The organism is Desulfosporosinus sp. FKA (assembly GCF_002196785.1).
GTDB classification, from domain to species: Bacteria; Bacillota; Desulfitobacteriia; order Desulfitobacteriales; family Desulfitobacteriaceae; genus Desulfosporosinus; species Desulfosporosinus acididurans.
This window is the reverse complement of the sequence record NZ_NAHZ01000014.1, coordinates 1-11,849: the sequence shown is the minus strand read 5'-3', so window position 1 is coordinate 11,849 and position 11,849 is coordinate 1. Positions and strand designations below refer to the sequence as shown.

The 11,849-nt window shown below is 43.4% G+C and carries 8 protein-coding genes and 2 rRNA genes; 1 reads left to right on the top strand and 9 read right to left on the bottom strand.

Annotated elements, in window-relative coordinates:
• Nucleotides 1–17: 17 nt before the first annotated feature.
• The 7 genes from B5771_RS03020 to B5771_RS02990 all read right to left on the bottom strand — a co-directional run bounded on the left by B5771_RS03020 (nt 18) and on the right by B5771_RS02990 (nt 8,060).
• Entirely contained in the window at nt 18–509 is a 492-nt protein-coding gene (locus B5771_RS03020; protein WP_047808332.1) for a YajQ family cyclic di-GMP-binding protein, read from the bottom strand.
• A gap of 22 nt (nt 510–531) precedes the next feature.
• Complete coding sequence (locus B5771_RS03015; protein ID WP_088186216.1) at nt 532–1,362, bottom strand: RodZ domain-containing protein; 831 nt, start codon at nt 1,360–1,362, stop codon at nt 532–534.
• A gap of 20 nt (nt 1,363–1,382) precedes the next feature.
• Nucleotides 1,383–2,168 carry a DUF3388 domain-containing protein gene (locus tag B5771_RS03010; RefSeq protein ID WP_088186215.1) on the bottom strand — a complete coding sequence of 262 codons (786 nt, stop codon included), beginning with the start codon at nt 2,166–2,168 and terminating at the stop codon, nt 1,383–1,385.
• Nucleotides 2,104–3,186: a tRNA 2-selenouridine(34) synthase MnmH gene (mnmH, locus tag B5771_RS03005; RefSeq protein WP_088186214.1), complete on the bottom strand. Its 1,083-nt coding sequence runs from the start codon at nt 3,184–3,186 to the stop codon at nt 2,104–2,106. Before mnmH ends, B5771_RS03010 begins: the two co-directional genes overlap by 65 nt.
• 91 nt (nt 3,187–3,277) lie before the next feature.
• Complete coding sequence (locus tag B5771_RS03000; RefSeq protein ID WP_242966713.1) at nt 3,278–5,659, bottom strand: DNA translocase FtsK; 2,382 nt, start codon at nt 5,657–5,659, stop codon at nt 3,278–3,280.
• 303 nt (nt 5,660–5,962) lie between these two features.
• The gene (locus B5771_RS02995) at nt 5,963–6,622 is read right to left on the bottom strand and encodes an ATP-dependent Clp protease proteolytic subunit (RefSeq protein ID WP_242966719.1); all 660 of its coding nucleotides are present in this window, start codon (nt 6,620–6,622) and stop codon (nt 5,963–5,965) included.
• A 541-nt stretch (nt 6,623–7,163) separates the two neighbouring features.
• A complete protein-coding gene (locus B5771_RS02990; protein ID WP_088186212.1) occupies nt 7,164–8,060 on the bottom strand; it encodes a LysR family transcriptional regulator in 897 nt (298 codons plus the stop codon).
• Between the two features lie 131 nt (nt 8,061–8,191).
• Here B5771_RS02990 and B5771_RS02985 point away from each other — a divergent pair, with 131 nt between their 5' ends.
• Nucleotides 8,192–9,292, top strand: a complete 1,101-nt coding sequence (locus B5771_RS02985) for a C4-dicarboxylate ABC transporter (protein ID WP_088186211.1) — start codon at nt 8,192–8,194, stop codon at nt 9,290–9,292.
• A 639-nt stretch (nt 9,293–9,931) separates the two neighbouring features.
• On the opposite strand, the gene rrf is transcribed toward B5771_RS02985, so the two are convergent.
• Both rrf and B5771_RS24515 read right to left on the bottom strand, forming a co-directional pair.
• A 5S ribosomal RNA gene (gene rrf / locus B5771_RS02980) occupies nt 9,932–10,048 on the bottom strand.
• Nucleotides 10,049–10,166: 118 nt separating this feature from the next.
• Nucleotides 10,167–11,849, bottom strand: a 23S ribosomal RNA gene (locus B5771_RS24515); the annotation flags it as partial.

The following is an 11,849-nucleotide window of genomic DNA, read 5'->3' as shown; positions in this document are numbered from 1 at the left end:
CGGGCCACCCCCTCTATCTATCTGTAATTGACAAATTGCAGCTCGATGCCAAAGTCCTCCTTTTTAAGAAGAGCAATGGCTGCTTGCAAATCGTCTTTATTTTTTCCCGATATTCTGATTTCATCACCTTGAATAGAACTTACCACCTTAATCTTACTATCTTTAAGAACTTTATTGATCAGCTTAGCCTTATCCTGAGCAATCCCCTGTACCATTTTAACTTCTTGCCGAAGGGTATTCCCAGCAGCTGGTTGAGGTTTTCCGTAATCTAAAGCTTTTAATGAAATTCCCCGTTTAACAAGCTTACTTTCCAAAATGTCCACAACATTTTTTAATTTGAAATCATCATCGGACACTAAAATGATTTTTTCGTCTTCCAGCGTTATGGATGATTTACTGTTCTTAAAGTCAAACCTTTGAGAAAGTTCCCTCTGAGCTTGTTGAACAGCATTGGACACTTCGGGTAAATTCACCTTTGAAACAATATCGAATGAAGAATCTTTAGCCAACCTGACGTCTCCTCTCAATCCTTTAAAGCGTTTTCAAAGTTTCTGGAGTAAAGATCACATTACGAATAACTTGACCGGAACTCCCTAAACTCGGCAACGCTTTTCCATTTAAGGTCACATTTAATCCTCCGGCATTTCCGACTGTAACAAGTTCGATTTTATTACTACCTTTGACAACCTTCGTAGTCCCTGCAGGAAAAGTTCCCTGAAACACAGGTTGACCATCAGCTTGCACAACGACCCAACAAGACTGTTTAAACTCCAATTGCGCGGTTAAGCCATCCTGGGTTGCTGCTAAAACAGAAGGGGAAGTACTTGAGGCCTGAGAATTATTCTGGTCATTTTGGGTATTATTTGGGGTATTATTTTTACTATTACTTTGATTGTTATTCTGTTTAGGCGATGCTGCCTCAGCCTGGGAAGGTGCGCTTGGAAGCACCGACGGAGAATAAGCAGAATTCGAAGGCTTTTCAGGTGTATTATGACTCCATTCAGCAACTCCGACTACGATGCCGATAGCTAGAACAGCCATAATCCCTGCTGCTAAAGGCCTGACCCAGTTAGGACTTTTCTTTAGAGGGATATGATCGGGAGTTTCAAGAATCTTTACCGTTTCTTTTACCTCAGGACTATTATTATAGAGTTGTATAATCTCATCCGGGTTTAAACCTAAGTGCTTTGCATAAGTACGTAAATATCCTTTAACATAAGTCGTTCCTGGAAGTATCCCATAATTTTCTTCTTCAAGCGCCTGGATATAACGAACTCGAATTTTAGTGGTGTCTTCGGTAAATCTTAGACTCCATTGTTTCTCCTCACGTGCGGCTCGGAGCATTTGTCCTTCTCCTGCCATTGAGACCCCCCCTTATTATGTTAGCTTAAATCGAAGGCAGAAAAGCTCATTGCTATATCCTCGCATCGAATGTCGTCATCCTCATGATGACGTATTTCAATGATAAAATCAAAATCGATCTTCAAACGGCCATCTCTCAGCAGAACATCCGGGTGTTCGATAATTTTCACTGTCGGCATTTCCAAAACATTTTTAAGTAAGGACCAATGAGCATCGTTTCCTCGAGTGGTGCTCGTAATCCCATCTATGAGAAATATGCTGTTTGTTGACTCTCCAAGTAATAACTCTGTGCGTATGGTTTGCCGAATGATTGTTGAGGATAATAAAATCCATCGTTTGTTGGCATAAACACAGGCAGCTATGGCTGCTTCAGTTTTCCCTACCCTCGGCATTCCCCGAATACCAATGATTCGATTTCCGCCCTCAAGTAAAGTATCTCCTAAAAAGTCAACCAGCACTCCTAATTCTTCACGAACAAACCGATATGTCGGAGGATTAATTTCAGCCATGTCTAACCTCTTGCCATGGCGTAAAGCTATCCGGTCCAATAAGGTAGGTTTTCGAAATGCTGTCACTTTGATAGCTGCAACTTGCAGCAAGGCTTCCTGCAAAGTCCTTATTTTAGTATCCGAATGAGCTTCCAAAAGAAGTCCTCGTCGGGTTTGACCAATGCTTGTGACCGCCAGAATATTAAGATCCAGCATACCAATCAAGGTGGTCACAGCTCCTAATAAACCCGGCTTATTTTGCTGAATGTCGTATTCCAGATAAAGTAGACTCTCGATCTGTGTCGGCCACCTTTTCATCAAGATACCGTTCCAACTCCCTTAACGCTTTAGCAGGCTCACTATAATCTATAAAATAATTATACTCTGCGTTTGGTTGATTGGGATACGCATAAAGTTTGTCATAATACTCAACCAAAAGACGTTCAGTGAAGATTTCTAAATGGTTTGCTTCTAAAAGGGAACGCAATTCCCGCACTTTAACATGCCCAAGAGTTTTTACCAATCTCTCTAAAGCGGCACCGATCTCTTCAAGGGCATTCGGCACTGATGTGTACTCCCGTATTAATCGTTGAACACGATTTGGCAAACTGTCACACTGCAATAATTGAGTCCCCTGCTGCATTGCCGAAAAAAACGTGGTCGGTATAGTTACCCTCCCAATACGTTTACTTTCACATTCTACAATGACATAAGGGAAACTCCTCAATAAATTTAATTCTTCGTAAAGCAGCCCTTCAAATTTTTTCTGAGAGGGCGACTTTCCTAAACCCAAGGCACCAAAAACAGAACCTCGGTTATTCGCTAATTTCTCGAGGTCAATCGCTGGATATCCTTCCGAACGCAACTTTCCCAGAAGCTCTGTTTTACCAACGCCCGTATTACCACGGAGCACAACAACCTTAACAGGAAGCGGATTATTAAAGTATTCAACCACTAGATTACGGTAAGCTTTAAAACCCCCTTGCAATCGGTAAATCGGAATACCCATTAATTCAGAAACGGTAGCAACCGCCTTACTTCGCATGCCTCCACGCCAGCAAAAAAGCACCACGGGACCTGACTTAGACAGTTCCTCAACTTTTTTGACAAGTTCCGGCAACTTCGGACTAGCGATATTTAAACCAAGCTCACGAGCTATAGCTGGTGATGACTGAGTATAAATTGTCCCAATTTCAGCACGTTCCTGATTATTAAAAAGTGGGAGATTTACAGAACCCGGGATCGTTGCTTCTTCAAATTCACCTTCCGAGCGTACATCAATTAAAACAGGGTGATTTAAAGATTTCAATTCACTAACATGTATCTCTTTTAGCATAAGTATTCCTTTACTATCTTATCAAATATCATTTTACATCTTATCATAAAGCTTAATAAAATTTTATGCAACTAATATACAGTTTCGCTTCTTACACAATTTCATTGTTCAATGAACCGTATTTTAACTCAAATTGTCCTCTGGTCATCAATACTTCGCGGGGTTTAGAACCCTCATAGCCTCCAACAACCCCTTTTTCCTCCAAGAGATCCATAAGGCGTGCCGCACGAGTATAGCCAATTCGTAAACGTCGCTGCAATAGGGAAACTGAAGCAGTTCCGCTTTCGATAAAAAGTTGAGCTGCCTGATAAAATAACTCGTCTTCCATCTCATCCTTTGCTGTGCTCCCAATATCCACATTAGGGATCTCCTGATATTCTGGTTTTGCTTGATTTTGCAGAAACTCCACAACATTTTCCACATCTTTGTCACCTAAATAACAGCCCTGGACACGTATGGGTTTACTCGCACCCATTGGATAGTATAACATATCACCGCGCCCCATAAGTTTCTCCGCCCCATTCAAATCCAAGATTGTTCTCGAATCTGTTTGAGAAGAAACCGAAAAGGCAATTCGCGAAGGGATATTTGCTTTGATGAGTCCCGTAATAACATCAACAGAAGGTCTCTGAGTTGCCACAACCAAATGAATTCCAGCCGCACGAGCCATTTGAGCCAGACGGCAAATAGCGTCCTCGACATCTCCCGGTGCAACCATCATTAAATCTGCCAGTTCGTCAATAATGACGACGACATAAGGTAAAGGCGGATGCTCATCATTTTTTTCCTGTGCTCGCAAAAAATTATACCGAACAATGTCTCTCACACCCGACGCAGCAAACAATTCATAGCGAGTTTCCATTTCGGTCACAATCCATTTCAATGCTCCTGCAGCTTTGCGAGAATCTGTGACAACGGGGGCAATTAAATGAGGAATGCCGTTATAGTTGGCTAGTTCGACCATTTTGGGATCAACGAGTAAAAACTTCACTTCATCCGGACGAGCTTTAAAAAGAATGCTGTGAATCAAAGTATTGATACACACGGACTTACCGGATCCCGTTGCTCCGGCAATCAAGAGATGCGGCATCTTAGTTAAATCTGCTATTACCGGTGCTCCAGTAATATCTTTACCCAAGCATAAGATCAGCTTATTGCTTGACCCCTGAAATTCAGGAGTTTCTAAAACTTCACGAAAATGTACCATGGCAATTTCTTTATTGGGCACTTCTATTCCTACCACTGATTTGCCGGGGATAGGAGCCTCAATACGAACGTCAGCCGAAGCCAAACTTAAAGCAATATCATCCGCCAAGTTTGTTATTTTGCTGACTTTCACCCCTGGAGCAGGCTGAGCTTCATAACGCGTAATAGCAGGGCCTTGAGTCACTTGGGTCACTTTGACCTTTACCCCAAAATTAGCAAGAGTTTCCTCAAGTATTCGAACATTATCCGTTAAATCTTTATTTAACCTAGGGTTTTTAACTTTCAAGGATTTATGCAGCAAGGAAACTTGCGGAAGTTGAAAATTTCCGTCTTCATGAGTCTGCCGAGAGATAGGCGTACTGGTCACTTTGCCCGGCGCTGGCGGTTCGGAAGTTACTCCGCTTAGTGTTTTCTCAAAACCTAATTGCCCTTTGGGAAGAGATCCGGAAGAACTCTCAGTTATCCCTTCTCGGAGATTTTGACTCGTATTTTCATTAGGATCATCAAGAGTTTTGATAACCAATGGCCGTTCAACAATATCCGGGTCAAGGACAGGCGGCCGTGAAGATGAAGATTTCTTGAGATTTTTAGGTGCCTTATGAACACCGGGATTCTTTTCTTCACTTGTTTCAGCCTCTTTGTCAACGTCAGGATTTTTCAATACTTCCTTAAAATCCTCCATGTGTTGTTTCATCCATACTCCGGATTCTTTCCCCATCTGACCTATTTCTTGCACTCCTTTTATAAGAGAGCGATTTGTAATCAGCAAAGCTCCAATAATTGCAAACATAATTAAAACAACGTAACTTCCGGGAATTCCGACTGTCTCCTTTAATATAAAGGCTATTACCGCACCAATAAGTCCTCCGCCATGTCCAAGCTGGCCCTCATGAAAAATATCAGATCGGGAAAAAGCTTCAATTCCCGGCAGCTGAAGGTGAAGAATCCCGATAAAGACAAGCCAGAGAATAATCATTCCTTCGATTTTTGTGCCTAACCGCGGCGTTTGTTTGTTCATGTAAGAAATACCCCAAATTCCTAGCATGACCGGAATGCCGATTCGTCCTCCTCCAGCTAACATAGTCAAAAAATAACTAATTTCACCGCCAACAACACCGCTTCTCCTCGAATAGAGAGCTACAAGCCCTAAACAAGCCATGCCAACCACAATAACTCCAATGACTTCTCTGCGAATCGTCTCAGCTATCGTAGCAGCCCTCATATCGACCTTTTTATTTAATTTGCGGCGTCCTCTTTTTTTCGCCACACACCAATCCCCCAAACATTTTAATCTAATCTTTTTAATCCACATTAAATTCCACATACTTAAGGCGTTTTCCTTTTTTGAATCAATTGACAATTTTCAAGCTTACTCGACTTACTCTCTATCAGAGCCTCGGTGACGAAAGCGCCAAACCGATAACAAGTTCTATCGCGCTGAAGTATGGACTCTACCCACACCAAAGCAAAAGCCAGTAACATTCTCATCATCACGTTAATTCGATGAGTATCACTGGCCCAGTCTAAATCTAAATTACTAAAGTTTAGTGCAGCTTTGATACTATAGCGGCTAGTCTGAGGAACCTATCAAGTCATTCAGTTCTTTGAAAGCCTCCCGAACCCCTCCGACCGCTTGAATCAACCCCGCTTTGACAGCTTCTTCACCAATTAATATTGTTCCGATATCCTGTGCTAACTCTCCTGTTTGAAACATAAGCCGCTCCAATTTTTCTTTACTAATATTTGAATGTGAATATATGAACTGATCTATTCTCTCTTGCATTTTTTTCAAATAGTCAAACTGCTGGTGACCATTTATTACTAAACCTGTATAGCGAATAGGATGAACGGTCATTGTGCCTGTCGGTGCGATAAGGCTTTTGGTACAACTTACAGCGATAGGAATACCAATACTGTGACCACCGCCAAGGACTAAAGAAACAGACGGCTTACTTAAACTAGTGAGCATTTCGGCAATTGCCAGCCCAGCCTCCACATCACCGCCGGCCGTATTGAGAATAACTAATATACCTTCGATTTTAGGGTTTTGCTCAACTGCCAGAAGCTGAGGAATAATATGTTCATATTTTGTCGTCTTAGATTGTGCTGGCAATATTTGATGACCTTCAATTTGACCAATAATTGTCAAACAAAATATTCTTTCGGAAACCTCAGGAATTTCAACCTGTCCTAACTCTTTAATAGAGTTTGTTGGCTCCTCAAGCTTAATGTCTTCTTCTTCTGATTCAGATAAAGATAGTTTATTAGAAAACACTGATTGTTTTACCCCCTTACTTTCGAAAACCTCAACTCACTGCAGAAACATCAAATTAATCAATCGTTAACAGGTTCTCTTTTAGTATGGAAGATTCGGGCATAAATAATACAAATGTAGGTTATCTAAAGGTTTAGATAATTAGAATGTTGATAATTCGGCCCTGATTAATAGTTATAATAATTTTTCAAACCGATTTACCTACTTGTGCGCTGCCTTTAGCAGCTTTTGGCGTACAGCGGTTTACCTCCATAGTTATTTTCTAATATCGACTCTTTCAAAACGGCAGCCCTCCTCATTGATTGTGTGAATGAGGAGGGCTGAACTTATATCAATTTTAGCATAGCCATTCCTGTGGACACTTTCGCCGAAAGTGCCTAGCCCATAACAAATTCTATCGCGCTGAAGGATGGACTCTCGCCCTACCAAAGCAAGGTATGAGAACCACTACCACCTCTACAAGTGGGAGTCTTACGATTGAGTGAATAAAATTCTATTAGAGTAGATTATTATTTTCAGTAAGATTCATCCTAAAGAAATTCAGAAACCTCGAAGCAGCATGGGATAAATACCGTCCTTTTTTCCATGTTAAAGCCAATTCAAGATACAGTTGTGAATCTGTTAGCGGCCGGGATATAACAATCTCTGGATCAAGATCTTGACATATTTTACTGGGTAACAAGGCGACACCCAGCCCAGCAGTCACCATTTGGATCATGAGTTCACGCTGCGAAGTTTCAAAAGCTACTTGAGGTATAAAACCGGACAGTTTACACCTGTCCAGAATGATATCATGAAGCTTATAGTCGCTATTGTAAATAATGAGTTGCTCCCCTTGGAGATTTTCATAGTCAATCATATTATGACACGCTAACCAATGAGTCGGGTTCATAACCACACTGTGAGGATCTCGCTCAAACCAAATCCATTCAAAGAGATCACTGTCTTCAGGTGTGAAAATACCGAAGTCCAGTAAACCTTCTTGCAGCGATGCTTCAATCTTTTTGGGTCCATATTCATAAAGTTGGATTTCAATTCTAGGGTAATGATGTTTAAATGCACCCAAAACGTGAGAAAACGTTGTCACAGCAGTGATATGAGGCAAACCAATGTGAACTTTTCCTATGTCCTGTTTTTCAAGGCCTTCAAGCTGAACATGTATATTTCTAAATGAGGCCACAATTTGTTGCGCTTGATCAAGAATCGCCTTCCCAGCATCGGTCAGTTCAACATATTTCGTACTTCGATAAAACAACGTTTTTCCCAGCTCAGTTTCTAAATCCTTTATTGCCTTACTGATTGTGGGCTGAGAAATATGAGTTACTTCAGCGGCTTTACTGAAACTCTTATGCCTGGAAACCTCAAGAAAATATTCTAAATGTCTTATTTCCATCGTTACACCTAACATTTATTCTAAAATTCGATACACTCTATGCCAAATGGGTATTTTACGAATGGGCCAATGCATTTTATAACTAAATAATAAAGATCCTGAGGTTAAATCTAAAATAAGGAGTTTTTAATGTGCAAGAACATCATCCCATCAAGCATCTAGCCCCATCCTGGTTTGCCGTAATTATGGGTACCGGTGGATTAGCTAACATTCTCTTTCAATGGCAAAACGCTTTTCCTGTGGGAAACCTTCTAGGTATACTCTTTGCTATTGTTGCAGACCTTCTCTATTTCGTAGTTTTAGTCCCGTGGGTTATTCGTTGGCTATGTTTTTTTGATTATGCTTACCGCGACCTAAATCACCTTCACACCGGCAATTTCTTCGTGACCATGCCTGTGGCGACAACCATTCTGGGAACTAATATTTATCTTATCTGGAGCCATTATCTTAATCAATCTATAGTTTATCATCTTATTCTCGGCCTGTGGATTATTTCGATGATTGGCGTAAGTTTTTTTACCTTTTATTCGACGTTTTTGATTATACGACTTAAAGAAACTCCAAGTCCGGACGTCATTAACTTTTCTTGGATTATGGCACCTATTGCTAATATGGCTGTTTTATTGATCGGGAACCCGGTTCTCGAACTGACAATTAAAATTCAGCCGACATGGAGTCTATCCTTCCTGATCATTAATACAGCCCTATTTGGTATTGGCTTTTTCCTTTTCATATTTATTAGCGCCATAGTTTTTGTCCGACTAGCTCATCATCCACTCCCCCCAGCAGATAAAATCCCATCCTTCGGTATTTTCATCAGTGCAATCGGACTAGCCGTAAGTGCAATTATCGATATTACGAAAAATGCACATTCATTAGGATTATTAGCATCAACAGATTTTTCAAATCTGATCTCTGTCGCTGTCTGGGGATTCGGAATCTGGATTGTTGGTATCATTGTGATGATTAGTATTTATCAAATTAGACATGGAGGAATTCCCTTTACTATGGGATGGTGGGCCTTCATCTTTCCCTTAGCTTCTTATACAATCGCAAGTCAAAAAGTTGCAAGGATATTTATATCCCCTCTTACGGTTGGCTATTCTGAATTCCTAACCATCCTCTTAATCCTTCTTTGGGTGTATACCTTCAGTAATACCGTTAGAGGAGTATTAAGCGGGAAGGTTTTCATCGGGCCTAGAATTCAATCAAGATGCGATCGAATTTTGTAACATAACTAATTAATTTTAAGCATCGTTGAATATTCCTCATGTTAAAGATACTCCATTGCATTCTCCTGTAATGTGGATCCGAACACGATAAGCACGAAAGCCTCCGGTGGAGGGTTTCGCCGAGCCACCAACCCCAGAGATTCACTTCGTGGCGAAGTACGAGCTTTTCGCCACGCTGCGTCCAGTGACGCCTTCTCCTGCAGTGTGGGACTCAATTTTTTAGCTTCTTTCATAAAACAAGCAACAGACTACCTTTATGGCAGTCTGTTGCTTGTTTTACCTGGCGATGACCTACTTTCCCAGGGGCCTGCGCCCCAAGTATTATCGGCCCTGGAACGAAAGGCGGATGAGCCTTTCGCCACACTGCGTCCCCATACGCATACTCCTGCAGTGTGGATCCTTAACTTCCGTGTTCGTGTATACGAAAAGCGGACGAGCTTTTCGCCACGCTGCGTCCCCATACGCATTCTCCTGCAGCGTGACGAAAACCGGACGAGGTTTTCGCCACATTGCGACTTGTGACACATTCTCCTGCAATGTGGACCCGAACGGGTGGAGACCCGGTAGCTATCTTTCATTTATTTCATTTCTTTCATGAAACATAGATAGACTGCCAAATTGGCAGTCTATCGCTTGTTCACCTGGCGATGACCTACTTTCCCAGGGGCCTGCGCCCCAAGTATTATCGGCCCTGGAGGTCTTAACTTCCGTGTTCGAGATGGGAACGGGTGGAACCCCTCCGGCATGATCACCAGATCTTTGAGATTCAGTTGTCCTTTTCGAACTCTGTTCTCTCAAAACTACATAGAGTCTCTTTCTAGCTTCGTCTCCTCGGAAACATTTGAGCCACATTCCCTTTGCTAACGTATCATATTAGGTCAAGCCCTCGACCGATTAGTACCGGTCAGCTCCACACCTCACGGTGCTTCCACATCCGGCCTATCAACCTGATCTTCCTTCAGGGGTCTTACCGAGCTTTCACTCGTGGGAAATCTCATCTTGAGGCCGGTTTCGCGCTTAGATGCTTTCAGCGCTTATCCGATCCGAATATAGCCACCCAGCTGTGCCTCTGGCGAGACAACTGGTACACCAGTGATTCGTCCATCCCGGTCCTCTCGTACTAGGGACAGATCCTCTCAAATTTCCTGCGCCTGCGACGGATAGGGACCGAACTGTCTCACGACGTTCTGAACCCAGCTCACGTACCGCTTTAATGGGCGAACAGCCCAACCCTTGGGACCTACTACAGCCCCAGGATGCGATGAGCCGACATCGAGGTGCCAAACCTCCCCGTCGATATGGACTCTTGGGGGAGATAAGCCTGTTATCCCCAGGGTAGCTTTTATCCGTTGAGCGATGGCCCTTCCACTCGGTACCACCGGATCACTAAGCCCGACTTTCGTCCCTGCTCGACTTGTGGGTCTCGCAGTCAAGCTCCCTTTTGCCTTTACACTCTGCGCGCGATTTCCAACCGCGCTGAGGGAACCTTTGGGCGCCTCCGTTACTCTTTAGGAGGCGACCGCCCCAGTCAAACTGCCCGCCTGATACTGTCCTAATCCCCGATTCAGGGGACCTAGTTAGAACTTCAGTACAAAAAGAGTGGTATCCCACCGTCGACTCCACCAAGGCTGGCGCCCTAGCTTCTCTGTCTCCCACCTATCCTGTACATTTTATACCAAAATCCAATGTCAAGCTGCAGTAAAGCTCCATGGGGTCTTTCTGTCCTGTCGCAGGTAACCCGCATCTTCACGGGTATTACAATTTCGCCGAGTCCCTCGTTGAGACAGTGTCCAGATCGTTACACCTTTCGTGCGGGTCAGAACTTACCTGACAAGGAATTTCGCTACCTTAGGACCGTTATAGTTACGGCCGCCGTTTACTGGGGCTTCAATTCAAAGCTTCGCCTTACGGCTAACCTCTCCTCTTAACCTTCCAGCACCGGGCAGGTGTCAGCCCCTATACATCTCCTTGCGGATTAGCAGGGACCTGTGTTTTTGTTAAACAGTCGCCTGGACCTTTTCTCTGCGGCTCATCTTGCAATGAGCGCCCCTTCTCCCGAAGTTACGGGGCCATTTTGCCGAGTTCCTTAACGAGGGTTTTCTCGCGCGCCTTAGGTTTCTCACCCCATCTACCTGTGTCGGTTTGCGGTACGGGCACCAAGCCAGCTCGCTAGAGGCTTTTCTTGACAGCCTGGAGTCGGTTACTTCGCTACTAATTTTCGCTCCCCGTCACGTCTCAGAGTTATCGCAGGGCGGATTTACCTGCCCTACCTCCTACTCGCTTGGGCGTGCTCAACCAACGGCACGCTTAACCTATCCTTCTGTGTCTCCCCATTGCTGATAACGCTTCTCGGTGGTACTGGAATTTCAACCAGTTGTCCATCACCTACGCCTTTCGGCCTCGGCTTAGGTCCCGACTTACCCTGGGCGGACGAGCCTTCCCCAGGAACCCTTAGATTTTCGGCGGACAAGATTCTCACTTGTCTTTTCGCATACTCATACCGGCATTCTCACTTCTATTCACTCCACCAGCCCTCACAGGCTGACTTCTCTATCAA

Coding starts and splice junctions, on each gene's coding strand:
- B5771_RS03015 (WP_088186216.1), bottom strand. CDS start 1,362: ATGGCAGGAGAAGGACAAATGCTCCGAGCCGCACGTGAGGAGAAACAA.
- B5771_RS03010 (WP_088186215.1), bottom strand. CDS start 2,168: ATGAAAAGGTGGCCGACACAGATCGAGAGTCTACTTTATCTGGAATAC.
- B5771_RS02990 (WP_088186212.1), bottom strand. CDS start 8,060: ATGGAAATAAGACATTTAGAATATTTTCTTGAGGTTTCCAGGCATAAG.
- mnmH (WP_088186214.1), bottom strand. CDS start 3,186: ATGCTAAAAGAGATACATGTTAGTGAATTGAAATCTTTAAATCACCCT.